The organism is Streptomyces sp. NPDC012935 (assembly GCF_042900345.1).
Classification (GTDB): Bacteria; Actinomycetota; Actinomycetes; order Streptomycetales; family Streptomycetaceae; genus Streptomyces.
On record NZ_JBIBBC010000006.1, the window covers coordinates 383,894 to 408,619 of the forward strand.

Below are 24,726 nucleotides of genomic sequence, written 5' to 3' on the forward strand. Positions count from 1 at the left end.
GGTGACCGGCGCCGCTCGGGCCGTCGCGGAACTGGTACGAGCGCGTCACGTCCACGCAGCACCCGCTTAACACGGGTCGGGCACATTAGTGGGTGTCGGCAGGGCGGGAGCGGCTCCCCGCCCGGGCCGGCGCCGAACGTCCAAGGACCTCCGGAGCGGCTCCCGGACCTCCATGGACGCCCGGACGTGAGACCTGGCCCTGACCCGGTCGACGTCCCTCGCGGGGACCGCCGTCGTCCCGCCCCCCGGCAACGGGGGTGCGGCGGTCCCCGCGCATAGCTCTGTCCGACGGCCGGTCGAGGTCGTCGGCCGCTGCCTCAGCGCGCCTCCGCCGCGGCCCAACTCCCGAGCAGCGCGAGCCGCTCCGCCGTCTCCGAGCCCGGCTGCGGTGTGTAGACCACCATCGTCTGGTCCGGTTCCGTCTGGATGGTCATGGTCTCGTACGGGAGGGTCAGCAGGCCCACGAGCGGGTGCTGGATGCGTTTCGTGCCGGACATGCAGGGCTCGACCTGGTGGTCCGCCCACAGTCGGCGGAAGTCCTCGCTCCTGTCGGACAGTTCGCCGACGAGCGCACGCAACTCGCCGTCGTCCGGGCGATGGCCGGCGTTCAGGCGGAGGTGGGCGACCGCCTGCGCGGCGATCGCGGGCCACTCCGGGTAGCGGGCCCGGGCGTCGGGGTCGAGGAAGACGTGCCGCGGGATGTTGCGGTCGGCGGGAGCCGTACGGGCGTAGTCGCTGACCGCGTCGGCGAGGGTGTTCCAGGCGAGGACGTCCATGCGGGGGCCGATGACGAAGGCGGGCGTGCGGTCCATGCTGTCCAGCAGGGTCTGGACGCCCGGGCGGACGCGCGCCGTGGCGGGGCGGCGGGTGCCTCGGTCGCGGGGCCGGGCCACCGTACGCAGATAGTCGTGCTCCGTCTCGTCCAGCCGCAGGACTCGCGCGATCGCGTCCAGGACGGCATCCGAGACGCTCTGCCCCCGGCCCTGTTCGAGGCGGACGTAGTAGTCGACGCTCACTCCGGCCAGTTGCGCCACCTCTTCGCGGCGCAGACCCGGAACCCGGCGCCGCCCGTACGAGGGCAGCCCCACCTCCTCCGGCTGGATGCGGCCGCGGCGTGAGCGCAGGAAGTCTCCCAGGTCCCCGTCCATGGTTTCGAGCGTAGCCGGGCATCGGGCCGCGAGCCTGGTACTGCCAGACACAGGAACAACGCAGCCCTGGGTAGGGCGGGCACGACGGCGAAGGGTGAGTGGTGTCCCCGAGGTGCCGGGACACGCCCAGGCGCCTCCCTCACCTGGAGGAATCCCATGTCGTACGAGAACCTGACCGGCCGTACCGCCGTCGTGACCGGAGCGGCGAGCGGGATCGGCGAGGCTGTCGCCGTGCTGCTCGCCGAGCAGGGAGCGCGGGTCGCGCTGCTGGCCCGGCGCCGGCAGCGGCTGGACGAACTCGCCGGGAAGATCACCGCGGGTGGAGGCACGGCGCTGGGTGTCGTAGCCGACGTCACCGACGACGCGTCCGTGGCCGCGGCCGCGGAGCGGGTCCACGAGGCGTACGGGGCCGTGGACCTCGTCGTCAACAACGCCGGTGTCATGCTGGGCAACCCCGTCGAGGCGGGACGGCTCGACGAGTGGCAGCGGATGATCGACACCAATGTGACCGGGGTGCTGCGCGTCGTCAGGGCGTTCACCGGCGACCTGGTGGCGGCGGCCGCCGAGGGCCGCAGCGCCGACCTGGTGAACATCTCTTCCGTCGGCGCGCACCTCGCCTTCCCCAACTACGCGGTGTACGGGGCGACGAAGGCCGCGATCACCCATCTCTCCCAGTGCCTGCGCACCGAGTTCGGTCCGCGTGACGTACGGGTCACCAACATCGAGCCGGGGTTCGTGGAGAGCGAGCTGCGGCTGCACACCGACAACGACGAGATCTCGGCGCAGGTCGACGGCATGGTCGAGGCGATGGGCACGCTGTCGGCGGCGGAGCTCGCCGATGTGGTGGCCTACGCCGCGAGCCGCCCCCGGCATGTGAACCTGCGGCAGATCATGGCCATGCCGACCCGGCAGGCGTGAACGGCGCGGCCGCCGGGAAGGCTCAGTCCTCCCAGCGGTCCTCGTTCCTGGCCGACTTGCGGCGCCAGCCCCGGAACAGGCCGGGGTTGGTGCGCGCCGCCTGGACGACGTTCACGCCGACGATGCCGACCCAGGCGACCAGCAGGCCGGGGAGGTGGGCGACGCCGCCGCCGATCGCGGAGAGCGGGATGGCCAGCACCAGCGAGACGATGCCGAAGCCGAAGCGCTCACCGAAGGAGTCCGTCGGCCTTGGCGACCGGGAGCCCCGGGCCACCACCATCTGCTGCTCGGCCATCTGCCGCCGCATGCGGCGCTCGACCGCCCCGTCGATGCGCTGGTCGACCTTCTCCATGAATGAGTCGACCAGCGCGGACTCGTAGTCGTCGCCCAGTTCCCTGCGGGCCTGCAGGGTGGCGTTGAGTTCCTTCTTGAGCTCGGTGTCCCGCGCGTCCATTCCGGTCATGGGATCCACGGTAGGCAGCGGGGACGGGGGCCGCACTGGGGTTAGCCCCCCTGTTGGACAGGGGGCGTACGGCAGTGCGCCGTCACTTCACCAGCCCGTGCTCCCTGGCGTACTCGTCCGCCACGTCCTGCGGATCCTTCTTGTCCTTGTCGACCAGCCGGTTCAGCTCTGTCAGCTGGGCGGTCGTCAGGGTGTTGCCGAGGCGGGCGAGGGCCTTGCGGACCGTGGCGTCGGCCTTGCGGTCGGCTATGAGGGGGACGACGTGCTGGCCGGGGATGAGGTTCTTGGGGTCGGTGAGGACCACCCAGTCGTTGGCCTGGATGTCGGTGTCCGTGGTGAAGAGGTTGGCCACGTCCACGTCGCCGTTCTTCAGGGCGCCCTTGACCAGCGGACCGGAGGAGTCGAGGGACTTGAACTCCTTGAACTCGACTCCGTACACGTCCTTCAGGCCGACCGCCCCCACCTCCCGCTTCTTCACCTCGGGCGCCGCGCCGATCACCAGCTTGCCGTTCTGCTTCTTCAGGTCGGCGAGGGAGGTCAGGCCGTACTTCTCGGCCGTCTCCCGGGTGACGGCGAAGGCGTCCGAGTCCTCGGCCATGCCGTACGGCAGCACCTGGAGGCCGCTGGGGAGGGCGATCGTGAGGGCGTTCTGCATCTCGCCCTCCTCCGTGGCCGTCGCCTTGGGGGAGACGTAGTGCAGCAGGGCGCCCTGGTACTCGGGGAGCAGGTCGATGTCGCCGCCCCTGAGAGCGGGGATCAGGATCTCGCGGGTGCCGAGGTTGGGGCGGACGGTGACCTTCACGCCGGCCTCCTCCAGGACGGCCGCGTACAGGTAGCCGAGCACCTGGTTCTCCGTGAAGTTGGCGGTGCCGATGGTGATGCCGCCCTTGCTGGAGCCGCCGCCTCCGGAGGACGAGCCCTCCCCGTCGAGGGATGTGATGCCGCTGGAGCAGGCGGTGAGGGCGGGGACGGAGGCGGCTGCGAAGAGGCCGCCGAGGAGCGTGCGTCGGTTCATCGAAAGTCCCTAAGCGGTGCGGTGGCGGAAGAGGAAGCGCTGGAGGCCCGAGAGGCCCAGGTCGAGGACCACGGCGACCACGGCGACCAGCACCGCGCCGCCGAGCACCTGCACGAGGTCGCGCTGGGCGAGGCCGTCGAAGACGTAGCGGCCCAGGCCGCCGAAGGAGACGTACGCGGCGATGGTCGCCGTGGCCACGACCTGGATCAGGGCCAGCCGCAGGCCGGTCATGATCAGGGGGAGGGCGAGCGGCAGTTCCACCTGGAAGAGGACCTGGTGGGCGCGCATGCCCTGGCCGCGCGCCGCGTCCTTCACGTCCGGGTCGACGGCACTCATCCCCGCGTAGGTGTTGGTGACGATCGCCGGGACCGCGAGGGCGACCAGGGCGACGTAGACCGGGAGCATGGACAGTCCGCCGGCCAGGAACACCAGCACGACCAGGCCGACGGTCGGCAGGGCGCGGCCGAAGGACGCGAGGTTGATCGCGACGAAGGCGCCCTTGCCGGTGTGGCCGATCAGCAGGCCGAGGGGGAGGCCGATCGCCGCCGCGATGAGCGTGGCGAGCAGCGAGTACTGGAGGTGCTCGGCGAGGCGGTGCGCGATGCCGTCCGAGCCGGCCCACTGCTCGCCGCTGACCAGCCAGTCGCCGAGGTTCTTGAAGAGTTCGTACATGTCAGGCTCGCCGCCTCCGCCAGGGGGTCAGGACGTACTGCAGGGCGACCAGGGCCGCGTCCGCGACCACGGCCAGCAGGAGGGTGAGGACCACTCCGGCGATCACCGGGGTGGGGAAGTTGCGCTGGAAGCCGTCGGTGAAGAGCTGGCCGAGGCCGCCGTCGCCGATGTAGGTCGCGACCGAGACCAGGGAGATGGACATGACCGTCGCGATCCGCACGCCGGCCATGATCACGGGGAGCGCGAGCGGGAACTCGACGGTCAGGAGCGTGCGCAGGGGGCGCGTGCCCATCGCCTTCGAGGCCTCCTTCACCTTCACGGGGACCGAGTCGAGGCCCTCGACCGTGTTCCGCAGCAGGACGACCAGCGTGTAGATCGTCAGGCCGATCACGGTGGTGGTGCGGGTGAGGCCCGATACCGGGAGCAGCAGGACGAAGATCGCGATCGACGGGATCGTGAACAGCACGTTCGACAGGCCCAGCAGGAAGCCGCGCAGGGGGCGGATCCGGTGGGCGATCACCGCGAGGGGCAGCGAGATCAGTACGCCCAGCAGGACAGCGGTGAGGGCGGCCTGGAGGTGGGAGACGGTGAGGGTGGTGAGGTCGTCGGTGTGGTCGCCTATCCACGACCAGTCGATGGTCATGCGGCCACCTCGGTCTCCGAGGAGTGGGCGCGGGCCTCGGTGTGCGCCTGTCCGGCGTGCTCGTGGATGTCCTCGCGGGACGAGACGCCGGTGAGGACACCGCCGGCGTCGACGCGGGCTATCAGGCCGGTGGGGGAGGCGATGGACTCGTCGAGGGCCGCGAGGAGGGAGTCGGAGTCCTTGAGCGGCCGTACCGGGATCTCGGCGCCGTCCGTGGAACGCCAGTGCAGCGGCTTGCCGGCCTCGTCGGGTACGAGGCTCCAGTCGCCGCCCTGAGGGGCCGGGCCCTGCGGGACGTCCGCGAGGGTCCGCAGCGACAGCAGCTTCAGGCCGCGCTCGGCGCCGAGGAAGTCGGCCACGAAGTCGTCGGCCGGGCGGGCGAGGAGCTCGGCGGGGGAGGCGCACTGGACGAGGTGGCCGCCGGTGCGGAAGATCGCGATCTGGTCGCCGAGGCGTACGGCCTCGTCGACGTCGTGCGTGACGAAGACGATGGTCTTGCTCAACTCCTTCTGCAGGCGCAGAAGTTCGTCCTGGAGCTGGGTGCGGACCACCGGGTCGACCGCGCCGAACGGCTCGTCCATCAGCAGCACGGGCGGGTCGGCGGCGAGCGCGCGGGCCACGCCGACGCGCTGCTGCTGGCCGCCGGAGAGCTGGTGCGGGTAGCGCTTGCCGGTGTCGGGGGTGAGGCCCACGGTCTCCAGCAGCTCGGCCGCGCGGGCCCGGGCCTTCCTGCGGCCGTGGCCCAGCAGCAGCGGCACGGTGGCGACGTTGTCGAGCACCGTGCGGTGCGGGAACAGGCCCGCCTGCTGAATGACGTACCCGATGGAGCGGCGCAGTTCGGCGGCGTCCTGCCGGGTGACGTCCTTGCCGCCGACCCGGATGGTGCCGGAGGTCGGCTCCACCATCCGGTTGATCATCCGCAGGGTGGTCGTCTTGCCACAACCGGAGGACCCGACCAGGACGGTCACGCCGCCCTCCGGCATCTCCAGGGAGAGATCGTGGACTGCTGTCGTGCCGTTGGGGAAGCGCTTGTGGACCGCGTCGAACTGGATCATGAGTTGTCCCTTGCCCGGCTGTATAACGTCATGCAGAGTTCTTGGTAGCTGAATAGGTTGTCAACGGGTTGGTGTAAATCCGAAGTAACGGATGACCGACAGGCAAGACCCGATGTCCGGATTGAGGGGAGCTTGGGCTTTATGTCGTCTCGGATCGTGGACGCGCCGAGTGCTGTGACTTCTGGGCACACCGCCCTGGTCGTCCTCGACGGGATCGGGCTCGGCGTCGAGGACGTCGTCCGCCTCGCCGACGGGACCGCGCGGCCGGTCGCCGCGACCGACGCGATGAAGCGCGCCGAGGAGTCCTGGGACGCCGCCCGCCTGATCGCCGCGACTGGGCGGGTCTACGGCCGTTCCACCGGCGTGGGCGCCAACCGGAACGAGGATGTGCCCACCGAGGCCGCCGCCGAGCACGGCCTGCGCCTGCTGCGCAGCCACGCCGGCGCCATCGGCGAGGAACTGCCCGCCCGGGAGGTGCGGGCCATGCTCGCCGTGCGCGCGAACCAGCTGCTGGCCGGCGGCGCGGGCCTCAGGCCCACCGTCATCACGGCGATGTGCGAGGCGCTGGAGAGCGGCGCCCACCCGGTCGTCAACGAGTTCGGCTCGGTCGGCACCGGAGACCTCGCGGCGCTGGCGCAGACCGGCCTCGCGCTGGCCGGCGAACACCCGTGGCGGGGGCCCGGCGCCCCCGAGGCGCAGCCGCTGGACAACAACGACGCCCTCGCGTTCATCAGCAGCAATGCCCTGACCCTCGGCCAGGCCGCCCTCGCGCTGCACGAACTGCGCGGGCTCGTCGCCGCCACCCAGGTCGTCGCCGCCCTGTCGCTGCTCGCCGTCGACGGCTCCCACGAGGCGTACGCCGCTCCCGTGCACGCCGCCCGCCCGCACCGGGGCAGCTCCGAAGTCGCCCGCGAGATGCGTGCGTTCATCGGCGCCGAGGACCGGCCCACCCCTCCGCTGGGCCGGCTCCAGGACCCGTACGGCTTCCGCTGCCTGCCCCAGATCCACGGCCCCGCGCACGACGCGGCCGACGCCCTGGAACAGGTGCTGGCGGTCGAGATCAACGCGGCCGCGGAGAACCCCCTGATCTCCCCCGAGGACATGGCCGCCTACCACCACGGCGGCTTCTACCAGGCCCAACTCGCCCTCTCCCTGGACCACTTCAGGCTGGCGCTGACCCAGGTTGCCCGGCTGTCGACGTCCCGCCTGTCGACCCTCAACGAGCCCGCCTACACCCGTCTGAAGCCCTTCCTCGCCGACCATGAGCCCGCCTCTTCCGGCGTGATGATCCTGGAGTACGCCGCCGGTGCCGCCCTCGGCGACCTGCGCGCGTTCTCGGCCCCCGCCTCGCTCGGCCACGCTGTACTCTCCCGGGGCGTGGAGGAGCAGGCCAGCTTCGCCTCGCTCGCCGCGCGGCAGACACTGCGCGCGTGCGACGCGTACCGTCTCGTCGTCGGCTGTGAACTCGTCGCCGCCGTACGGGCGTTGCGGCTGCGCGGTCTGCGGCCCGAACCGGAGCTGGGCGTGAGCCGGGCACTGGAGCTGGCCGAGTCGGTGCTCGACGACGACCTGGCCGACCGCCCGCTCACCGACGACGTGACGGCGGCGGCAGCACTGCTGGACCGGTTCACGGACATCTGGAGGGGGAGCGCCGTATGAGCGCGGACAGGACCACGAGCGGGACGGCGCACGGGGTGTCCCATGGGGCGCCTCACGGGGCCGACAGCCCCGCCGCGCGTCTTCAGGCGCTCTTCGAGGGGCACCGGCTCACCCCGACCCAGCGGCGCATCGCGCACAGCATGGTGCGGCGGGCCGCCGACGTGCCGTTCCTGTCCAGCGTGGAGCTGGCCGAACTGGCCGGGGTCAGCCAGCCGTCCGTGACCCGCTTCGCCGTCGCCCTCGGCTTCGACGGCTATCCAGCCCTGCGCAGGCACCTGCGCGAGGTCGCGCCCGTGGAGCCGGCGGCGGACGCGGGCTCGTACAACGAGTACCAGCAGGCCGTCGAGGCCGAGATCGAGAACCTGCGGCACCTCGCGGAGGTGCTCGCGGACCCGCGCCCGGTGCAGAAGGCCGGACGCCTGCTCGCGGCCTCCCGCCCGCTGCCCGTGCTCGGTCTGCGGGCCGCGGCCTCCCAGGCGTACGGCTTCGCCTACTTCGCCGCCAAGGTCCACCCGGACGTACGGCTGCTGCACGAGGGCGGCACGATGATCCACGACCGGATCGACGCCGCCGTACGGGCCGGCGCGAGCACCCTCCTCTGCTTCGCACTGCCCCGGCATCCGCGCGAGGTCGTGGACACCCTCGCCTACGCCAAGGAGGCCGGGCTGACGGTCGTGACGGTCGCGGACTCCGCCTTCGCGCCGGTCGCCAAGGTCTCCGACCTGCTGCTGCCCGCCGCCGTCGGCACGGGCCTCGCCTTCGACACGGCCTGCGCGCCGATGCTGCTGGGCCGGGTCCTGCTGGAGGCGATGTGCGACGACCTGCCGGACGCCCAGGCGCGACTGGAGGAGTTCGACGCGCGGGCGGCGGTGCGGGGGCTGTTCGTGGAGTGAGTTCCTGACCGCTTCTTAAGGCTCGTCTCACGTTGGCTGGCTAGCGTGCCCGCACAGCTGATGGACAGTGCCGGCACGGGAGGCGGAACGTGGCACGCGGTGGAGGACAGGGGCTGGCTCGGGTGGCCGTCGTCGTACGGGCCGGGGCGGGGCCGCTCTGGTGGCTCGGGACGTTCGCGGCGGGGATCGGGGTGCTGGTGCCGGGCATCACGGGCCGCAGGATCGGCGTCCTGGCCGGCGCCGCGCTGTTCATCGTCACGGCGGTCGTGGTGGCGGCCGTGCGCCGCAAGCGCTACACAGCGCTGATCGGCTTGGCCACCCGCGCCGGCAAGCACGACGTGCTCCAGGACCGCGCGGTCGCCGTGCGCAACTGGCGCCGGGGCCACCGCTGGTGGCTGGTACTGGCGTTCCTCGCAGCGCTGGGCAGCGCGTTCGCGGTGCCGGCGGTCGGCGGGATGCTGCTGGCGGGGTGCGGAGCGGGGCTGCGGCTCAAGGCCGCGTGGCTCGGGCGGCTGGAGCGGGCCGACGGCACGCTGCTGTGGGTGCGGGTCGACTGGCTCGACGGCCGCGCCGGCCGTCCCGCGGGCAAGGCCGTGAAGGGCTACCGCACCACGGGTGTCGCCGCGGGCGACGCGGCCCCCGGAGGGGCCCGCCGCCGCGCCGCGGCGCTCGTGTAGGTCAGACCTCCAGGTCCTCCTCGATCTTCTTCAACTGGTGCCTGGCCATCGCCAGGTTGGCGCGCTTGGCGTCGAGGACCAGGTACAGGAAGAGACCGTTGCCCCCGCGCCCGGCGATCAGCCGGATCAGGTGGTACTGGTCGCTGAGGGTGATCAGGATGTCCTCGATGCCGCCCTTGAGGCCGAGGTGCTCCATCGTGCGCATCTTGGCGCGGACGACGTCGGTGTTGCCGGCGGCGGCGACATTGAGGTCGAAGCTCTTGCTGCCGCCGAGCGTGCCGAGCGCCATTCCGCTGGTGTAGTCGACGAGCGCGACCCCGGTCGCGCCCTCGATCGAAGCGAGGCATTCCTTCAGCGTGGTCTCGGTGTTGGCCATGACGTGTGTTCCTCTCAACCTTCGGTAGTGGTACGCGCGTTGGTGTTGGTGCGTGCGGCGCGCGCGGTTCTCGTACGAGTGGGCATGGGTTTGGCGGGCTCCTTGGCGGCGCTCTTGGCGGGGGTGCGGCGCACGGGCGCCGCTTCCGCGTCGACGAGCTCCCCGATCCGGGCACCCGCGCGGCGGCCCTCCAGGTGCAGCCGGCCGACGTTGACGCCGTCCTGGGCGAGCAGCGTCAGCACGGCGGTACGGCCCGCGGCGTACGTCGCCACATAGCCCTCCGTGCCGCGCATGAGCAGTTCGCGGAAGTCGCCGCGGGCGGTCGCGTCCGTCACCCGCACCGCGACGCCGAGCGCGGCGGCGGTGAGGGCGGCGAGGCCGTCCGGTTCGACGCCGGGGGTGTCGTGGGCGAGGACGAGGCCGTCCACACCGGCCGCGAGTGCTCCGGTCAGCTGAGGCACGCGGGCTCTGAGCCGGCGGAATTCGTCGAGTATCGGGGCCTCGGCCGCCATCAGGTGTCTCCTCTCGGCGCGGGACCGCTGCGGCGGGCGCCGCGGCTCGGGCGGCCCGGGCGGCTCGCGGTCCTCGAAGGGTTTGCGGTCAAAGGGCCTCCAGCGCATCCCTGACCCTCTTCAGCAGCGCGATGTAGGGATCGGCTGTGTCGGACGGGGGGTCTTCGGCGGCCGGTGGCGGTTGTGGGGCCACGAGCCCCGCCGCGGCCAGCCGACGTATGTGCACCAGCGTGTGGAACGCCGGTCTGCCCAGCTCCCTCGCGATGTCCGTGGCCCGCCGCACGCCGTCCACCCGGGCGAGTACGGCGGCCTGCCGGGGCGGCACCGCGGGCGCCGCGACCGGGTCGGCCCGGATCAGTGGGGCGCCGTCCGTCGCGGGGTCGGGCCAGATGTGGAGCAGCAAGGCCCGGCGGCGCAACGTCTCGCGCTCCACGGCGACGACCGGCACGGGATGCACGGAGGCGAGCCAGTGCGCGGTGCCGTAGCGGAAGCGGCCGGGCGTGCTGCTGGGGGCGAGCGCGAAGTACGCGGCGTCGTACAGCGCGCTCACCTGCGCCAGCTCCAGCGCCCCCGGCGTGACACCGTGCCGCAGCAGCTGCCCCTCGTCGGCGCTCTCCTCGGCGTGCCGCCATGCCTCGGCGCCGAGGACGCCGTGGGCGGTGAGGAGCTCGTCGAGACCGGGAGCGAGCGGGCTCTCGGCGTGTACCACCCGGCCCTCGGCGAGGTGGAGCGTGCCGTGCTCGCGGTCCAGGACGCCGGTGGCCCGCTCGTCAGCGAGGCGGGTCAGCATCGGGGAGACGCCGCCCGCTCGCTGGTGCGCCGTCTGCCGGTCCCGTACCGGCAGCTGCGGTGGTGGTGTGACCACGGTCATCTCAGCACCAGCCGTTCGGCCATCTCGCCGAGCCGGATGCGGGCCAGCGCGAGGTTGCCGTCCGCGCGGGCCAGCCACAGATACAGGAACACACTGCTGTCGAACGTCGTCGGCACGAACCGGAGCACGTGATAGCTGTCCCGGTTGCTGAGGATCACGTCCTCGACGGGCGGATCCGTGGCGTCGGAGCCGTCCTCCGGCCCGAAGGCGTGCTGCTCGGCGGCCAGCCGTGCCAGCTCCGCCGCCTCGGCGGCCGCCGTCTCGTGGTCGCCGCCCGGAGGTTCGCCCACCGTGCCCAGGGCCAGCCCGCTCGTCCAGTCGATCAATGCAGCACCACGCGCACCTGGCAGCCGCATCGTCTCCAGCAAGCACTCGTCGATTCCGGGCACCGTCGCTCCCCTCCCGCCTCGGGGTCCGGCTGAGTGACCGCCAAACTACGCAACGTGTGTGCGGCGAGTGAGCGTTCGGGCATTTTCCAGTGGAACATGCGCCGAGTGACTAGGGTGGGTCAACTGACCCTGTTTTCACGTGGCTTGATCGCATATGGCGTACTGCTGCGTGCTGACCTACGTCAACGGCGCCCCGGCGTGGCCAGGGTGGTGAGCGAGTCCGCGTGCGCCCCTCCCGATTCGGCCACGATCTCTTCGAGCGTCTGCGGCTCGCGCACGGTCGCGAAGGCGATGCCCCCGGCGCCGTCCGGCACGAAACCGTGGATGCCGGGCCGGGCCAGGGAGTTGTACGCGTAGTGGTGCGCGAAGTAGTACGCCCCCGTGTCCAGCGCCGCCGCGAAGTCCCCCTGCTCCAGCAACGGCAGTGCGGCCCCCTCGGCCAGCAGGTCCCCCGAGAAGCAGGCCGGGCCGGCCACGTCCTGCACCACGGCCGGACCCTCCTTCGGGCGCCCCTTGCCGTCGTACGCGGCGATCCTGAGCGGCCAGCTCCCCGGGGCGTACACCGTCCGCGTGGCGACCTGCACACCCGCGTGCGTGACCGCCACCGGCCGCCCGCCCGCGCTCTTGGCGTACTCGACCCGCGCCACGACCGTCCCGTGCTTGGCCAGCAGCGACCGGCCGAACTCGGTGACCAGCCCGTACCGCCCGCCGAACAGCCCAGGCACCGCCTCGCCCAGCAGTCGCACGTACTGCGCATACGTCGGTGCCGTCACGTCCGAGGCGAAGTTCACCGGCAGCCCGCCGCCGATGTCGAGCGTGTCGATCTGCCGCCGCCCGATCCGCCGGTTGATCTCCTCGGCGAGCGCATACGCCTTGGCGACCCCCTGCGCCATGAGCGACAGCGGGATGCCCTGCGAGCCGGTGTGCGCATGCAGCCGCGTCAGCCACGGGCGGTCCTGATACGCCCGTACGACCCACTCCCGAGCCCCCTCGTCGAGCAGCGCCACCCCGAACTTCGACGTCGCCGTGGCCGTGGACGTCGCTTCGATGGAACCCCCGCCGACCTGCGGATTCACCCGGATCCCGAGCGGCGAGCGGCTGGCCGCCGACTTCATCAGGGCGTCGATGCGGTCCAGCTCCTGAGGGTTGTCCGCGTTGACGGCGATGCCCAGCGCCAGCGCCTCCCGCAGCTCGGCCGGCGTCTTGGCGGGCGAGTCCAGGACCGTCATCTCCGGACCCAGCCCCGCCGCCCGCGCCAGCGCCAGCTCACCCGGACTCGCCACCTCCGCGCCGATGCCCTCCTCGCGCAGCAGCCGCAGCACCGCCACCAGCGGGGTCGCCTTCACCGCGAAGGCGTGCAGCACGGGCGTGCCCGGCGCCACCACCGCGTCGAAGGCCGCCCGCAGCGCCGCCGCGGACTCCCGGATGCCGGTGACGTCGAGCAGGCCGACGATCGGGGAGCCGGGCCCGAGCAGCCCCTGCTCCACGGCCGCCCGCACCGCCTCGTCCCGCCGTGCCACCCGCACGGCGTCCTGCTCCGGCATCCCGGCTCCGCCGCCCGTTCCGTTGCCCACAACATCCCCCGTCATGTCGTCGCCCCCTGTCACGTCGTCGTAGGAGCCCACGCATCCAGCCAAACATCCGGGACGCGCCGATGCTGGCGCACGGATGTATTGACTAGCTCTATTCAGACGTCCAGGATGTGAATAACCACCTCAACAGTTCGCAGTCACAGTCCGCTGGGAGGCAGACCATGTCAGGACCCCGCCCCGTCCGAGCACCGCGCGGTACGGAACTGAGTGCCCTGGGATGGCAGCAGGAGGCCGCCCTGCGGATGCTGCAGAACAACCTCGACCCCGAGGTCGCCGAGCACCCCGACAAGCTCGTCGTCTACGGCGGCACCGGCAAGGCCGCCCGCGACTGGCGCTCCTTCGACGCGATGGTGCGCACACTGAAGGGCCTCAAGCAGGACGAGACGATGCTCGTCCAGTCCGGCCGCCCCGTCGGCGTCATGCAGACCCACGAGTGGGCCCCGCGCGTCCTCATCGCCAACTCCAACCTCGTCGGCGACTGGGCCAACTGGGAGGAGTTCCGCCGCCTGGAGGCCCTCGGCCTCACCATGTACGGCCAGATGACGGCCGGCTCCTGGATCTACATCGGTACCCAGGGCATCCTCCAGGGCACCTACGAGACCTTCTCCGCCGTCGCCGCGAAGAAGTTCAACGGCACCCTCGCCGGGACGATCACCCTCACCGCCGGTCTCGGCGGCATGGGCGGCGCCCAGCCGCTCGCCGTGACCATGAACGACGGCGTCGCGATCTGTATCGACTGCGACCCGCGTGCCATCGAGCGGCGCATCGAGCACCGGTACCTCGACGTGAAGGCCGACTCCCTCGACCACGCCCTGCAGCTGGCCACCGAGGCCCGCGACGCCCGCCGTCCGCTGTCGATCGGCGTCCTCGGCAACGCGGCCGAACTGCTCCCGCAGCTCCTGTCGATGGGCGCCCCCATCGACATCGTCACCGACCAGACCTCGGCACACGACCCGCTGGCGTACCTGCCGCTCGGCGTCGACTTCGACGACATGGCCTCCTACGCGGCCAAGGACCCGGCCGGCTTCACCACCCGGGCCCGCGAGTCCATGGCCAAGCACGTCGAGGCCATGGTCGGCTTCATGGACGCCGGCGCCGAGGTCTTCGACTACGGCAACTCGATCCGCGGTGAGGCCCAACTCGCCGGGTACGACCGCGCGTTCGCCTTCCCCGGCTTTGTGCCGGCCTACATCCGTCCCCTGTTCTGCGAGGGCAAGGGCCCCTTCCGCTGGGCTGCCCTCTCGGGCGACCCGGCCGACATCGCCAAGACCGATAAGGCGATCCTGGACCTGTTCCCGGAGAACGAGTCCCTCGCCCGCTGGATCAAGATGGCCGGCGAGCGGGTCCACTTCCAGGGGCTGCCCGCGCGCATCTGCTGGCTCGGCTACGGCGAGCGGGACAAGGCCGGCGAGCGCTTCAACGACATGGTGGCTTCGGGTGAGCTCGCCGCGCCGCTGGCCATCGGGCGCGACCACCTCGACTGCGGTTCCGTCGCCTCTCCCTACCGTGAGACCGAGGCCATGCTCGACGGGTCCGACGCGATCGCCGACTGGCCGCTGCTGAACGCCATGGTGAACGTGGCGTCCGGTGCGTCGTGGGTGTCCCTTCACCACGGGGGCGGCGTGGGGATGGGACGGTCCATTCACGCCGGGCAGGTGACGGTGGCCGACGGCACGAAGCTCGGCGGCGAGAAGATTCGCCGGGTCCTCACCAACGACCCCGGGATGGGCGTCATCCGGCACGTCGACGCCGGGTACGACATCGCGGAGTCCGTTGCCGACGAGCGGGACGTCCGCGTCCCGATGCGCGAAGGTGACGACGCGTGACTCGGCATTCGGGCGGGCACGGCACTTCTGCGGTGGAGGCTGAGGTCTCGTCGCCGGGTGCGGGTTCGGCTGTGCCCACCGGCTCCGCCCTGCGGAACGACTGCCCACGGCCTGGCCATGGCCGCTCGTTCCACGACATGTGGCGCGACCTGCTCCCCATCGGCCGGCACCCCGCCTCCCGCGGGTACCGGCGTTTCGCCTGGACCGGTGTGGACCTCGAGTGCCGGGCCTGGTTCCAGGAGCAGGCCGAGGCGCGCGGGCTCGCCTACGAGGTCGACCGCAACGGGAACCAGTGGGCCTGGCTCGGGGACCCCGCCGCCGGGGACGCCGTCGTCACCGGCTCACATCTGGACTCGGTGCCGGACGGGGGCGCCTTCGACGGCCCCCTCGGTGTCGTGTCCTCCTTCGCCGCGCTCGATGAACTGCGCGGCCGGGGCGCCGACTTCACCAAGCCCCTCGCCATCGTCAACTTCGGCGACGAGGAGGGCGCACGGTTCGGGCTCGCCTGTGTCGGGTCCCGGCTCACCGGCGGGCAGCTCACCGTCGAGGGCGCCCACAAGCTGACCGACGGCGAGGGCGTCAGCCTGCCCCGGGCCATGGAGGCCGCGGGCTACGACCCGGACACCATCGGCGCCGATCCGGAGCGGCTCGCCCGCATCGGGGCCTTCGTCGAGCTGCATGTCGAGCAGGGCCGTGCCCTCGACCTGTCCGGCGACCGGGTCGGCATCGCCAGCGCCATCTGGCCGCACGGCCGGTGGCGGTTCGACTTCCGGGGCGAGGCCAACCACGCGGGGACCACCCGGCTCGTGGACCGGCGCGACCCCATGCTGTCGTACGCCGAGACCGTGCTCGCCGCCCGCCGCGAGGCCGAACTCGCCGGTGCCGTCGCCACCTTCGGCAAGATCGCCGTCGAGCCCAACGGCGTCAACGCCATCCCCTCCCTGGTGCGCGGCTGGCTCGACTCCCGTGCCGAGGACCAGGCGAGCCTGGACCGCGTCGTCGGCGGCGTCGAGACGGCGGCCCGCGAGTATGCGGCAGCCCACGGCATCGACCTCGACGTCGTCCGCGAGTCCTTCACGCCGGTCGTCGAGTTCGACCACGCCCTGCGCGACGAACTCGCCCGCATCCTCGGCCAGGAGAGGGAACCCGAGCTCAAGGTCCCCGTCCTGGGCACCGGCGCCGGACACGACGCCGGAATCCTGTCCGGGAGCATTCCGACCGCCATGCTGTTCGTACGCAACCCCACGGGCGTCTCGCACTCCCCGGCCGAGTTCGCCGCCGAGGACGACTGTGTGGCCGGAGTCATCGCCCTCGCCGACGTACTGGAAGGACTGGCCTGCACGTGACGCCCGCCCAGCAGACCCGTACCTACTGGCTGGAACACGCCTGGCTCGGCACCCACGTCGAGCCGGGGGTGGCCGTCGAGGTCGCGGACGGCCGCATCGCCGCCGTCCGCACGGGCACGCAAACCCCGCCTCCGGGCGCCGAGATCCTGCGCGGCCTGACGCTCCCCGGCCTTTCCAACGCCCACTCGCACGCCTTCCACCGCGCCCTGCGCTCCACGGTCCAGGTCGGCTCCGGCACCTTCTGGACCTGGCGTGAGGTCATGTACGCCACCGCCGACCGGCTGACCCCGGAGACCTACCGCGAGCTCGCCCGCGCGGTGTACGCGGAGATGGCGCTGGCGGGGATCACGTCCGTCGGCGAGTTCCACTACGTGCATCACGCACCGGGCGGCACCCCCTACGCCGACCCCAACGCCATGGGCGAGGCCCTCATGGAGGCCGCCGCCGACGCCGGCATCCGCATCACCCTCCTCGACACCGTCTACCTGTCCTCCGGCTTCGGACAGCCCCCCAACGCCCACCAGCTCCGGTTCTCCGACGGCAGCGCGGAGGCCTGGGCCGAACGCTGTTCAGTTCTCAAGGACCGGGATCACGCACGGATCGGGGCGGCGGTCCACTCCGTACGGGCCGTGCCCGCCGACCAGTTGGCGACCGTGGCTCGGTGGGCCGAGGAGCGGGGGGCCCCGCTGCATGTGCACCTGTCCGAGCAGACCGCCGAGAACGACGCCTGCCGGGAGGCCCACGGCTGCACGCCCACCCGGCTGCTCGCCGACCACGGTGTCCTCGGGCCGCGCACCACCGGCGTCCACAACACCCACCTCACCGACGAGGACATCGCCCTCATCGGCGGCAACGGCACCGGCACCTGCATGTGCCCGACGACCGAGCGGGACCTGGCGGACGGCATCGGACCCGCCGTCGCCCTCCAGCGGGCCGGCTCCCCGCTCTCCCTCGGCTCCGACAGCCACGCCGTGATCGACCTGCTCGAAGAGGCGCGCGCCATGGAGCTGAACGAGCGCCTGCGCACCCGGACGCGAGGTCACTGGACGGCGGCGGCCCTCCTGCGGGCGGCCTCCGCCGACGGCCACGCGGCCCTCGGCTGGGACGGCGCGGGCGCCATCGAGCCCGGCGCGCTCGCCGACCTCACGACGATCGCGCTCGACACGGTCAGGACGGCAGGGCCGCTTGCGCGGCTCGGGGCCGAGACGGCCGTATTCGCTGCGTCGGCAGCAGACGTGTCGCATACGGTCGTGGGAGGCCGGCACGTCGTACGGGACGGGGCCCACACCCTCGTGCCGGATGTGCCCCGAGCCCTCGCGGACGCCGTCGAAGCCCTGCGCGGATGACGCGGGGCCGCCGACCCGAGCGGCCCGCCTCCGCCCCCGAACCCGACCCCACCGCCGACCAGGCCACCAAGGACGCCATGAGCAACGCGACGACCGTCAGCCCCGCCCACTCCGCGAGCACCGCAAGCACGCTCATCACCAACATCGCCGCCCTGGTCACCAACGACCCCTCCCTCGGTGACAATTCCCCCCTCGGACTGATCCAGGACGCGGCCGTCGTCATCGAGGGCGACCGCATCGCGTGGACCGGTGATCAAAGCAAAGCACCCGCCACTGACAATCGGGTCGACGCCGGTGGCCGGGCGGTCGTCCCGGGCTTCGTGGACTCCCACTCGCACCTCGTCTTCGCGGGCGACCGGACGCAGGAGTTCAACGCCCGTATGTCGGGGAGGCCGTACAGCGCCGGCGGCATCCGTACGACCGTCGCGGCCACCCGGGCCGCGAGCGACGAGGACCTGGAACGCAATCTCACCCGCTACCTCGCCGAGGCCCTGCGTCAGGGCACCACCACCTTCGAGACCAAGTCCGGCTACGGCCTGACGGTCGAGGACGAGGCCCGCGCCCTGCGCATCGCCGCCGCCCACACCGACGAGGTCACCTTCCTCGGCGCCCACATCGTCTCCCCGGACCACGCCGACGACCCGGCCGCCTACGTCGCCCTCGTCACCGGCGAGATGCTCGACGCCTGTGCGCCGTACGCCCGCTGGATCGACGTGTTCTGTGAGAAGGGCGCCTTCGACGGCGACCAGGCCCGTGCGATCCTCACCGCGGGCAAGGCCAGGGGCCTGCACCCCCGCGTCCACGCCAACCAGCTCTCCTACGGCCCCGGCGTGCAACTCGCGGTCGAGCTGGACGCCGCAAGCGCCGACCACTGCACCCACCTGACGGACGCGGACGTCGACGCCCTGGCGAACGGCAACACGGTCGCCACGCTCCTCCCCGGCGCCGAGTTCTCCACCCGCGCCCAGTGGCCCGACGCCCGCCGCCTCCTCGACGCGGGCGCCACTGTCGCCCTGTCCACCGACTGCAACCCGGGCTCGTCCTTCACCTCCTCCGTCCCCTTCTGCATCGCGCTCGCGGTACGGGACATGGGGATGACCCCGGACGAGGCGATCTGGTCGGCCACCGCCGGCGGCGCGGCGGCCCTGAGGCGCGACGACATCGGCCGCCTCACGCCGGGCGCCCGCGCCGACCTGCTCCTGCTCGACGCCCCGAGCCATGTGCACCTGGCCTACCGCCCCGGCGTGCCGCTGGTCAGCGAGGTGTGGCGGCGGGGCGTACGCGAGGCCTGATCCCGAAGGGACGCCCGGCCAGGGGCCCTTGCGCCTGGGCCAGGGCCTGTTGAGGACCGGCCTAGGCGGCCCCCGCCTTCCAGCGCTGGCCGCCACCGCCACTCACCGACTCCAAAGACAGCCCGTCCCCGGCACCCCCCTCCGGGGTCACCGCAGTCCCGAAGGCGATGGCGGGGCGGATCACGCCGTCGCCGTCCACCACGAACATCAGGTTCTGACCGTTGCGCCCTTCCACCGAGTCGCACGTCCAGATTCCGACGCCCCGGTCCGTCGAACCCCGGCTGTCCAGGCAGTAGTCGGGGTCGGCGGAGGACTGGAGCACACCGCGATCCGCGTCGACCCGCCAGCGCTGGGTGCCGGACGACGTGCACGGAGCCGTGATCACATCGGTCCCCTTGAAGAAGGCGCCGCCCACGTCCAGGCACAGCCCCGTGGCGAGATTCACGACCTGGGCATACGCGCCGCTCGGCGGGTGCGTGGGAGAGGGCGGCGGCTTGGGACTGGCCGTCTTCGTCGGCGTCGCGCTCTTCGTGGGCGACGGCGACTTGGAGCTGCGTGACGGGGACGGGGACGGCGAGGGCGATGAGGCCGACGGCGTCGCCGACACGGTGGCCGTCACCGTGACCGCCACCGGCGGCACGCTCACCTCGGTGCCGACCGCACCCACGGGCTCCTGCGACGAGGTCCCTCCCTGGGCCACCAGGAAGGCCACCAGCGGCAGCAGCGCCACGCCGAGGGCCGCCGACACCAGCACCACCCGGCGACGGTCGGACGGCCATCCGGGCACCGGCCAGCTCCTCTTCGCGGGGACAAGGCGTGTCCCACGCCGGCGCCGCAAGTCCTCCCGCTCTCCCGGAGCGCCCGCCGCATACGCCGTCCCGCCCCACGGCAGCAGCCCCTCCGCCAGCGTCGTGCGCGGCGAGTCCCGCAGCGCCGACAGTTCCTCGTACGCCGTAGTGCAGTGCGGGCAGCGCGCCATGTGGGCGTGCAGATCGGCGCTGTCGCGGGGACTGTCCGGCCGTACGGACTCCTCGATGAGGCGGCCGAAGTCGGAGCAGTCGGGGTCGTCGGAGGCCGTGAGACGGGCGCGCAGGCAGGACCGGGCCAGCTGCTGAAGCGCCGGGTCCGTGCCGTACGTGACGTCCTCGCGGGTGAGGCCGAGCAGGCCCGCTGTCCGGTCCGCCGGCTCCTGCTCCACCAGGCCGTACCAGATCAGGCCCTGGGTCCGGGACGGCAGGGACTGGTACGCCGTCAGCATGGGCGGGACCGGGCCGGAGGGACCGGACGTGTTCAGCACGAGCAGCAGGCCCGCGTCGAGGCCCGCCGCCCGTTCGTCCGTGGCCCAGGTGCCGGCCAACCGGGCGGTCAGCATCAGCAGTTGGTGCCGCCAGGGCAGTCCGGGGTCGATGCCGCGCGCCGTCTGACGGGCCGCCAGAGTGAAGGCCTGCGCCGCCAGCTGCCGGGCCGTGGAGTCGTTCGGGGTGCACAGGCGGGCGTAGGCGAGGACGGGCGCGTGATGGCGGGAGCGCAGCTCCTGGAGCGCCGGATACGCGGTTGCCGTGTCGGCGCGCAGCAGTTCGGTGAGCCGTGCGTCGGACGCGCCCGCGTGCATCCCGCGGTCACGGTCCCCACCGTCGTCGGCCCGAGCCATCCGCCTGCCTCCTTGCAGCCGTGCGACCCGTCCGGAGTTCTGACCTACCGGCGGGTATGACGGCTCATAGTGGAGGAAGGGAGGCCGTGGGGAAAGGGTTTCTGTGGGTAACCCCGTGAGTCGCGCACGCTTGGTCGGGCGGCAGGACGCATCCGTTCCCCGAACGCGCTGTGCCCGGTGTCCCGCCGACGGAATTCGGCGGGACACCGGGCACAGCGCAGGTCAGCGCGGAGGAGACGCCACTCCTGGATCGGTCACTCCTCGACCGTCAGCCCCTTCCGGAGCCGGATCAACGTCCGCGACAGCAGTCGCGACACATGCATCTGCGAGATGCCCAGTTCTTCGCCGATCTCCGACTGGGTCATGCCCGCCACGAATCTCAGGGACAGGATCTTGCGGTCCCGGGGCGGCAGTTCGGCGATGAGCGGCTTCAAGGACTCGACGTACTCGATGCCTTCGATCCCGTGGTCCTCGTAGCCGATCCGGTCGGCCAGCGCGCCCTCGGCGTCGTCCTCCTCGGGCTGGGCGTCCAGCGACGAGGCGGTGTACGCGTTCGACGCCGCCATGCCCTCGACGACCTCGTCGTTGGTCAGGCCGAGGCGTTCCGCCAGTTCCGCCACGGTCGGGGCGCGGTCGAGCTTCTGGGCCAGTTCGTCCCCGGCCTTGGCCAGGTCGAGCCGGAGCTCCTGAAGCCGACGCGGTACCCGCACCGACCACGACGTGTCGCGGAAGAAGCGCTTGATCTCACCGATGATGGTCGGCATCGCGAAGGTGGGGAACTCCACGCCGCGGCTGAGTTCGAAGCGGTCGATCGCCTTGATCAGGCCGATCGTGCCGACCTGGATGATGTCCTCCATCGGCTCGCTGCGCGAGCGGAAGCGGGAGGCGGCGAACTTGACCAGCGCGAGGTTGAGTTCGACGAGCGTGTTGCGGACGTACGAGTACTCGTGGGTCCCTTCCTCCAGCGACTCCAGCCGCTCGAAGAGGGTCTTGGACAGGGCCCGCGCGTCCACCGGCCCCACCTCGTCGTACGGGGGGATGTCCGGAAGCCCGGCGAGCGCGTCGTCCTGACCGAACTCCTGAGCGAAGTCCTGATCGGGGCGTACGTCGTTGCCCAACTCGATGGGATCCAGATGTTCCGGTTGGGATGCCGACGTCGCGCTCTGGGTATGCGATGCGTCGAGCCGGGGTGACATGATGTCCTCCATCGTTCTCGGCATTCGGCTGCCGAAGCCTGCGTGCACTGCGGTGTGCGGCGCCTCCAAAGCCGGCCGAGTCGGTTACGTGTCTCTACTAGCCCTACCCGCTTTCAGGAGCCCACCGCAAGTGCGCTCTGGTCCGAAATGTCCGATTCTGGGTGGATGTTCGGGTGTTGGGGGGCGCAGGGAGGGCGTAGTGTTCGACAGCGTCAGTCAGCAGTCACGACGTCGGGAGTGAGAGACGGCATGGACCGCGGGACGGTCGGCAGCGCACAGTCTGGCCGACTTCTGGTCGAGGTGCGGGAAGAGGGCGCCAGCGCCGTCGTGACCCCGGCAGGTGAGTTGGATCACCACACCGCCGATTTGCTGCGTGAGCCACTCGAGGACTGCCTCGAGAAGGGCTTCAGTCGGCTGGTCGTCGACTGCTCGCGGCTCGAGTTCTGTGACTCCACGGGTCTGAACGTGCTGCTCGGGGCCCGGCTGAAGGCGGAGGCCGCCGGTGGCGGGGTGCATCTCGCGGGGATGCTGCCCGTAGTCGCACGCGTGTTCGAGATCACGGGGGCCGAGGCCGTCTTCACGGTCCACGACTCGCTCGACGCCGCCCTGGCCGATGAGGCCGACGGGGCGGGCTGACCGCTCGCGTCCGGCCCTGCATCAGGCGTCACATGATTCATGCCGAATACAGGGGTGTTCCCTCGGCTCGGTCGGGCAGGAGACATCCTGAAACCCGTCGGCTGTGATGTCGGCCACCGGGGGCGGGGGACTGTGACCGACGTATCAGGCAAGGACCGTGTACTGGCGTACTGACTCTACGTACTGACTTCTGAATCGTGTGAACGTTGAACTGGTGAATCGGTGAGGTGAAGCGCTGATGAGCACCACCCGGCCTTTCTCGCCGGGCGACCGCGGCCCTGAGCCCAGCGGCGCTTCGGGGGCGTCCGAGAGCGGCGTGCCGGCCACGGGGGGCTCCGATGAGGGCCCTGCGGCGGCTGGAGAGCCCGGCGGGGGCGCCATGCCGTCCCTAAGGCCCATGGAGCCCGTGGAGCCCGTGGAGTCCGCGGCGTCCGCCGAGGTGTCGGCGGGGCGGCAGGTCCGTCGGCTGGTCTTCGAGGGCCAGAGCGGCGTGGTCCCGCTCGCCCGTGACTTCGCCCGCCAGGCGCTGTACGCGTGGGGCTGGCTCCCCGCGGCCACCGCCGACCAGCGGGCCGCCGCGGAGGATGTGCTGCTCGTCGTGTCCGAGCTGGTCACCAACGCCTGTCTGCACGCCGACGGGCCGGACGAGCTGTGGATCGCCTGCGACAACAAGGTGATCCGCGTCGAGGTCTCCGACAAGGGCACGGGCCAGCCGGCCCCGCGCACACCGCACCGCGCGGGGCGTCCCGGCGGCCACGGCATGTTCATCGTGCAGCGGCTGTGTCTGGACTGGGGGGTCATGCGGACGCCGGGACTCGCGGGCAAGACGGTGTGGGCGGAACTGGGAGCACCGGCGTAGGTCACCCGTTCGGCCTGCCGTACGAGAAATTCGTTTCCGTACCGCCGAGGCGCCGCTCCAGGGCTGCACTATCGCGTCACCAAGCTCGCCGCCGGCGACACCAGCCCGGCGCAGGCCAAGACCTACGACGTGGAGGTCTGGCTGCCCAGCCTGGGCGCGCACGCAGAGGTCAGCTCGGTGTCGAGCGCCCGTGTCTACCAGGCTCGCCGCGGCGGCGTCCGGTACCGCCCGGCCGGCGGCGGCAAGGCGGCGTACGTCCACACCGTTCCTATTCATTGAGCGACGAGACGCCCGTCAGGTCCCGCTTGCTGGCCGCCCACGTCTCGGCGGGGCTTCCGGCCGTCAGCGCAACGCGCTTTGAGGTCCTTCGAGGCCAGCGAGCCCAGGTGCGCACCCACCAGGCGCAGAACCTTCTCATCCTCGGGCGTGAGGCCCCCCAGCCGGGTACGGACCGATACACCACAAGGGCCGAGAGCGACGAACGGCACCGCCACCTCACGCAGCCCGCCCATTCCCCCCACCCCGCCCGATGTCGTAGAACCCTCTACCGCACCCAACGAGCCTTTCCGGTCAAGGTCACGCATTCGATGCAAGAACTCCCGTTCCACCCCGAATCCGCACGCCGCAGCAGCAACACTCACGCATGCACGCTCCAACGCGCCTAGGCAAGGTCAAGCAACAGCAGTTCCCAACCCTCAACGCCTCGGGCCTCGCCACCAGCCGGCTGCTCCCCGCGATCCTGGAGCAGCACCAGCGGGCGGACGGGACGGTGCTCGTGCCGGAGGTGCTGCGGCGCTGGGGACTGCCCGAGCTGCTGCGCCCGGTCTGAGCCTGGGTTACCCAGGGTCACCCTGAGGGGTCGGCTCTCCACTCGAACCCCCTGCGGTGCACGCCGGATCGTCACAACTCCGGCGTGCGCCGTGTCTTCCCTCCTCAAGGCGCCGGGCGTACCTTGACGGCCGATCTGATGTGCCGTCAGGAAATGAGGGGACCGTGTCGAAGCAGAAGCGAACCGCCGCGCTCGCGACGGCCGCGGCCCTGGCCGGCTCGGCGGTGCTGATGGCCGCCCCCGCGGCCCGGGCCGAAGTCGTCGACGTCAACTACGCCTGCAAGACGCCGATCGGCGACAAGAGCGCCGTCTCGCCCATCGACATCAAGGGTGTCAAGAGCGGCAGCGGCTACAAGATCACCATGTCGTGGCAGAAGGGTGTCTCGTCCAGCCCGGTCGAACTGGGCAAGGGCGCGATGAACCCGAGCGCCACCATCAAGCTGGGCGGCGCCGACAGCGGCACCCTGGCGGTCACCGGCCCGGCCAACCAGGAGGCGATTCCCGCCAACACCCCCATCAAGATCAACGACTTGACGGGTACGTACACCCCGAAGAAGACCGGCAAGGTCACCTTCACGGCGGGCGTGCTCACCATCAAGGCGCTCGGCACGACGACCACCTGCACGCCCGGCAACAGCCCCGGCCCGTCGCTCACCCTCGACGTGACGGCGGCGTCCGGCGGCGGCAGCACGGGCGGCTCCGGCCAGGGCGGCTCCGACTCCGGCGCCGAACTCCCGCAGACCGGCCCCGAGGACTCGGCCATCGCCCTGGGCACTCTCGGCGGCACGGTGCTGCTCGCGGGCGCGGCAGGCGCGCTGTGGCTGACGCGCAGGGGCCAGGCGGTACGCCGCTGACCCGCACG

The 24,726-nt window shown here is 71.9% G+C and carries 26 protein-coding genes and 1 pseudogene; 13 read left to right on the forward strand and 14 right to left on the reverse strand.

Features of this window, described 5'->3' with window-relative positions; all coding sequences use genetic code 11:
- Positions 1 to 317 precede the first annotated feature (317 nt).
- Complete coding sequence (locus ACFY5C_RS18160) at positions 318 to 1,148, reverse strand: helix-turn-helix transcriptional regulator (RefSeq protein WP_389445329.1); 831 nt, start codon at positions 1,146 to 1,148, stop codon at positions 318 to 320.
- A 156-nt stretch (positions 1,149 to 1,304) separates the two neighbouring features.
- Here ACFY5C_RS18160 and ACFY5C_RS18165 point away from each other — a divergent pair, with 156 nt between their 5' ends.
- Positions 1,305 to 2,066 (forward strand): SDR family oxidoreductase, encoded by a 762-nt coding sequence (locus ACFY5C_RS18165; RefSeq protein WP_389445331.1) that lies wholly within the window; start codon positions 1,305 to 1,307, stop codon positions 2,064 to 2,066.
- Positions 2,067 to 2,088: 22 nt separating this feature from the next.
- Here ACFY5C_RS18165 and ACFY5C_RS18170 read toward each other — a convergent pair whose 3' ends face one another.
- From ACFY5C_RS18170 to ACFY5C_RS18190, 5 genes are all read right to left on the reverse strand, one after another.
- Positions 2,089 to 2,529, reverse strand: a complete 441-nt coding sequence (locus tag ACFY5C_RS18170; RefSeq protein ID WP_389445332.1) for a hypothetical protein — start codon at positions 2,527 to 2,529, stop codon at positions 2,089 to 2,091.
- Between the two features lie 82 nt (positions 2,530 to 2,611).
- Positions 2,612 to 3,544 carry an ABC transporter substrate-binding protein gene (locus ACFY5C_RS18175; RefSeq protein ID WP_389445334.1) on the reverse strand — a complete coding sequence of 311 codons (933 nt, stop codon included), beginning with the start codon at positions 3,542 to 3,544 and terminating at the stop codon, positions 2,612 to 2,614.
- Between the two features lie 9 nt (positions 3,545 to 3,553).
- The gene (locus tag ACFY5C_RS18180) at positions 3,554 to 4,216 is read right to left on the reverse strand and encodes an ABC transporter permease (protein ID WP_389445336.1); all 663 of its coding nucleotides are present in this window, start codon (positions 4,214 to 4,216) and stop codon (positions 3,554 to 3,556) included.
- Position 4,217: 1 nt separating this feature from the next.
- On the reverse strand, positions 4,218 to 4,859 hold the full coding sequence (locus ACFY5C_RS18185) for an ABC transporter permease (protein WP_389445337.1): 642 nt from the start codon (positions 4,857 to 4,859) through the stop codon (positions 4,218 to 4,220).
- Positions 4,856 to 5,914 carry an ABC transporter ATP-binding protein gene (locus ACFY5C_RS18190; RefSeq protein ID WP_389445339.1) on the reverse strand — a complete coding sequence of 353 codons (1,059 nt, stop codon included), beginning with the start codon at positions 5,912 to 5,914 and terminating at the stop codon, positions 4,856 to 4,858. Before ACFY5C_RS18190 ends, ACFY5C_RS18185 begins: the two co-directional genes overlap by 4 nt.
- A gap of 141 nt (positions 5,915 to 6,055) precedes the next feature.
- On the opposite strand from ACFY5C_RS18190, the gene ACFY5C_RS18195 reads away from it, so the two are divergent.
- The 3 genes from ACFY5C_RS18195 to ACFY5C_RS18205 all read left to right on the forward strand — a co-directional run bounded on the left by ACFY5C_RS18195 (position 6,056) and on the right by ACFY5C_RS18205 (position 9,143).
- Entirely contained in the window at positions 6,056 to 7,573 is a 1,518-nt protein-coding gene (locus tag ACFY5C_RS18195; RefSeq protein WP_389445340.1) for an aromatic amino acid ammonia-lyase, read from the forward strand.
- Positions 7,570 to 8,466, forward strand: coding sequence for a MurR/RpiR family transcriptional regulator (locus tag ACFY5C_RS18200; RefSeq protein ID WP_389445342.1), 897 nt, complete (start codon positions 7,570 to 7,572; stop codon positions 8,464 to 8,466). Before ACFY5C_RS18195 ends, ACFY5C_RS18200 begins: the two co-directional genes overlap by 4 nt.
- 89 nt (positions 8,467 to 8,555) lie before the next feature.
- Positions 8,556 to 9,143 carry a hypothetical protein gene (locus ACFY5C_RS18205; protein WP_389445344.1) on the forward strand — a complete coding sequence of 196 codons (588 nt, stop codon included), beginning with the start codon at positions 8,556 to 8,558 and terminating at the stop codon, positions 9,141 to 9,143.
- A gap of 1 nt (position 9,144) precedes the next feature.
- Here the strand turns inward: ACFY5C_RS18205 and ACFY5C_RS18210 are convergent, their stop codons facing one another.
- From ACFY5C_RS18210 to ACFY5C_RS18230, 5 genes are all read right to left on the reverse strand, one after another.
- Positions 9,145 to 9,519, reverse strand: coding sequence for a hypothetical protein (locus ACFY5C_RS18210; RefSeq protein WP_389445345.1), 375 nt, complete (start codon positions 9,517 to 9,519; stop codon positions 9,145 to 9,147).
- A 14-nt stretch (positions 9,520 to 9,533) separates the two neighbouring features.
- Positions 9,534 to 10,031, reverse strand: a complete 498-nt coding sequence (locus tag ACFY5C_RS18215) for a roadblock/LC7 domain-containing protein (protein WP_389445347.1) — start codon at positions 10,029 to 10,031, stop codon at positions 9,534 to 9,536.
- An 88-nt stretch (positions 10,032 to 10,119) separates the two neighbouring features.
- On the reverse strand, positions 10,120 to 10,902 hold the full coding sequence (locus tag ACFY5C_RS18220; protein WP_389445349.1) for a transcriptional regulator: 783 nt from the start codon (positions 10,900 to 10,902) through the stop codon (positions 10,120 to 10,122).
- The gene (locus tag ACFY5C_RS18225) at positions 10,899 to 11,291 is read right to left on the reverse strand and encodes a hypothetical protein (protein WP_389445351.1); all 393 of its coding nucleotides are present in this window, start codon (positions 11,289 to 11,291) and stop codon (positions 10,899 to 10,901) included. The genes ACFY5C_RS18220 and ACFY5C_RS18225 overlap by 4 nt, the downstream gene beginning before the upstream one ends.
- 182 nt (positions 11,292 to 11,473) lie before the next feature.
- Entirely contained in the window at positions 11,474 to 12,880 is a 1,407-nt protein-coding gene (locus ACFY5C_RS18230) for a diaminopimelate decarboxylase (RefSeq protein WP_389445353.1), read from the reverse strand.
- A 164-nt stretch (positions 12,881 to 13,044) separates the two neighbouring features.
- Between ACFY5C_RS18230 and hutU the strand changes: the two genes are divergently transcribed.
- From hutU to hutI, 4 genes are all read left to right on the forward strand, one after another.
- Positions 13,045 to 14,709 (forward strand): urocanate hydratase, encoded by a 1,665-nt coding sequence (gene hutU, locus ACFY5C_RS18235; RefSeq protein ID WP_389445355.1) that lies wholly within the window; start codon positions 13,045 to 13,047, stop codon positions 14,707 to 14,709.
- Positions 14,710 to 14,846: 137 nt separating this feature from the next.
- A complete protein-coding gene (locus ACFY5C_RS18240) occupies positions 14,847 to 16,055 on the forward strand; it encodes an allantoate amidohydrolase (RefSeq protein ID WP_389445477.1) in 1,209 nt (402 codons plus the stop codon).
- On the forward strand, positions 16,046 to 17,401 hold the full coding sequence (locus ACFY5C_RS18245; RefSeq protein WP_389445479.1) for a formimidoylglutamate deiminase: 1,356 nt from the start codon (positions 16,046 to 16,048) through the stop codon (positions 17,399 to 17,401). The genes ACFY5C_RS18240 and ACFY5C_RS18245 overlap by 10 nt, the downstream gene beginning before the upstream one ends.
- Positions 17,398 to 18,693 carry an imidazolonepropionase gene (hutI, locus tag ACFY5C_RS18250; protein ID WP_389445356.1) on the forward strand — a complete coding sequence of 432 codons (1,296 nt, stop codon included), beginning with the start codon at positions 17,398 to 17,400 and terminating at the stop codon, positions 18,691 to 18,693. The genes ACFY5C_RS18245 and hutI overlap by 4 nt, the downstream gene beginning before the upstream one ends.
- Positions 18,694 to 18,754: 61 nt before the next feature.
- Here the strand turns inward: hutI and ACFY5C_RS18255 are convergent, their stop codons facing one another.
- Positions 18,755 to 20,344, reverse strand: coding sequence for an RICIN domain-containing protein (locus ACFY5C_RS18255; protein WP_389445358.1), 1,590 nt, complete (start codon positions 20,342 to 20,344; stop codon positions 18,755 to 18,757).
- 254 nt (positions 20,345 to 20,598) lie between these two features.
- Entirely contained in the window at positions 20,599 to 21,552 is a 954-nt protein-coding gene (locus ACFY5C_RS18260; protein ID WP_389445360.1) for an RNA polymerase sigma factor SigF, read from the reverse strand.
- Between the two features lie 237 nt (positions 21,553 to 21,789).
- Here ACFY5C_RS18260 and ACFY5C_RS18265 point away from each other — a divergent pair, with 237 nt between their 5' ends.
- The 3 genes from ACFY5C_RS18265 to ACFY5C_RS18275 all read left to right on the forward strand — a co-directional run bounded on the left by ACFY5C_RS18265 (position 21,790) and on the right by ACFY5C_RS18275 (position 23,314).
- Positions 21,790 to 22,176, forward strand: a complete 387-nt coding sequence (locus ACFY5C_RS18265) for an STAS domain-containing protein (RefSeq protein ID WP_328881197.1) — start codon at positions 21,790 to 21,792, stop codon at positions 22,174 to 22,176.
- Positions 22,177 to 22,414: 238 nt separating this feature from the next.
- Entirely contained in the window at positions 22,415 to 23,035 is a 621-nt protein-coding gene (locus ACFY5C_RS18270) for an ATP-binding protein (RefSeq protein WP_389445361.1), read from the forward strand.
- Between the two features lie 129 nt (positions 23,036 to 23,164).
- The gene (locus ACFY5C_RS18275) at positions 23,165 to 23,314 is read left to right on the forward strand and encodes a hypothetical protein (RefSeq protein ID WP_389445363.1); all 150 of its coding nucleotides are present in this window, start codon (positions 23,165 to 23,167) and stop codon (positions 23,312 to 23,314) included.
- Position 23,315: 1 nt separating this feature from the next.
- Here the strand turns inward: ACFY5C_RS18275 and ACFY5C_RS18280 are convergent.
- A pseudogene (locus tag ACFY5C_RS18280) lies at positions 23,316 to 23,547 on the reverse strand (hypothetical protein); the annotation flags it as partial.
- A gap of 131 nt (positions 23,548 to 23,678) precedes the next feature.
- Between ACFY5C_RS18280 and ACFY5C_RS18285 the strand changes: the two are divergent.
- Both ACFY5C_RS18285 and ACFY5C_RS18290 read left to right on the forward strand, forming a co-directional pair.
- Positions 23,679 to 23,864: a hypothetical protein gene (locus ACFY5C_RS18285; protein ID WP_389445365.1), complete on the forward strand. Its 186-nt coding sequence runs from the start codon at positions 23,679 to 23,681 to the stop codon at positions 23,862 to 23,864.
- A gap of 164 nt (positions 23,865 to 24,028) precedes the next feature.
- Positions 24,029 to 24,718: an LPXTG cell wall anchor domain-containing protein gene (locus ACFY5C_RS18290; protein WP_389445367.1), complete on the forward strand. Its 690-nt coding sequence runs from the start codon at positions 24,029 to 24,031 to the stop codon at positions 24,716 to 24,718.
- The last annotated feature ends 8 nt before the right edge of the window (positions 24,719 to 24,726 follow it).

Bases quoted from the DNA above. Each gene is read 5' to 3' on its own strand.
- ACFY5C_RS18160 (WP_389445329.1), bottom strand. From the start codon at position 1,148: ATGGACGGGGACCTGGGAGACTTCCTGCGCTCACGCCGCGGCCGCATC.
- ACFY5C_RS18165 (WP_389445331.1), top strand. From the start codon at position 1,305: ATGTCGTACGAGAACCTGACCGGCCGTACCGCCGTCGTGACCGGAGCG.
- ACFY5C_RS18170 (WP_389445332.1), bottom strand. From the start codon at position 2,529: ATGACCGGAATGGACGCGCGGGACACCGAGCTCAAGAAGGAACTCAAC.
- ACFY5C_RS18175 (WP_389445334.1), bottom strand. From the start codon at position 3,544: ATGAACCGACGCACGCTCCTCGGCGGCCTCTTCGCAGCCGCCTCCGTC.
- ACFY5C_RS18180 (WP_389445336.1), bottom strand. From the start codon at position 4,216: ATGTACGAACTCTTCAAGAACCTCGGCGACTGGCTGGTCAGCGGCGAG.
- ACFY5C_RS18185 (WP_389445337.1), bottom strand. From the start codon at position 4,859: ATGACCATCGACTGGTCGTGGATAGGCGACCACACCGACGACCTCACC.
- ACFY5C_RS18190 (WP_389445339.1), bottom strand. From the start codon at position 5,914: ATGATCCAGTTCGACGCGGTCCACAAGCGCTTCCCCAACGGCACGACA.
- ACFY5C_RS18195 (WP_389445340.1), top strand. From the start codon at position 6,056: ATGTCGTCTCGGATCGTGGACGCGCCGAGTGCTGTGACTTCTGGGCAC.
- ACFY5C_RS18200 (WP_389445342.1), top strand. From the start codon at position 7,570: ATGAGCGCGGACAGGACCACGAGCGGGACGGCGCACGGGGTGTCCCAT.
- ACFY5C_RS18210 (WP_389445345.1), bottom strand. From the start codon at position 9,519: ATGGCCAACACCGAGACCACGCTGAAGGAATGCCTCGCTTCGATCGAG.
- ACFY5C_RS18215 (WP_389445347.1), bottom strand. From the start codon at position 10,031: ATGGCGGCCGAGGCCCCGATACTCGACGAATTCCGCCGGCTCAGAGCC.
- ACFY5C_RS18220 (WP_389445349.1), bottom strand. From the start codon at position 10,902: ATGACCGTGGTCACACCACCACCGCAGCTGCCGGTACGGGACCGGCAG.
- ACFY5C_RS18230 (WP_389445353.1), bottom strand. From the start codon at position 12,880: ATGACGGGGGATGTTGTGGGCAACGGAACGGGCGGCGGAGCCGGGATG.
- hutU (WP_389445355.1), top strand. From the start codon at position 13,045: ATGTCAGGACCCCGCCCCGTCCGAGCACCGCGCGGTACGGAACTGAGT.
- ACFY5C_RS18240 (WP_389445477.1), top strand. From the start codon at position 14,847: ATGTGGCGCGACCTGCTCCCCATCGGCCGGCACCCCGCCTCCCGCGGG.
- hutI (WP_389445356.1), top strand. From the start codon at position 17,398: ATGACGCGGGGCCGCCGACCCGAGCGGCCCGCCTCCGCCCCCGAACCC.
- ACFY5C_RS18255 (WP_389445358.1), bottom strand. From the start codon at position 20,344: ATGGCTCGGGCCGACGACGGTGGGGACCGTGACCGCGGGATGCACGCG.
- ACFY5C_RS18260 (WP_389445360.1), bottom strand. From the start codon at position 21,552: ATGGAGGACATCATGTCACCCCGGCTCGACGCATCGCATACCCAGAGC.
- ACFY5C_RS18265 (WP_328881197.1), top strand. From the start codon at position 21,790: ATGGACCGCGGGACGGTCGGCAGCGCACAGTCTGGCCGACTTCTGGTC.
- ACFY5C_RS18270 (WP_389445361.1), top strand. From the start codon at position 22,415: ATGAGCACCACCCGGCCTTTCTCGCCGGGCGACCGCGGCCCTGAGCCC.
- ACFY5C_RS18285 (WP_389445365.1), top strand. From the start codon at position 23,679: ATGCACGCTCCAACGCGCCTAGGCAAGGTCAAGCAACAGCAGTTCCCA.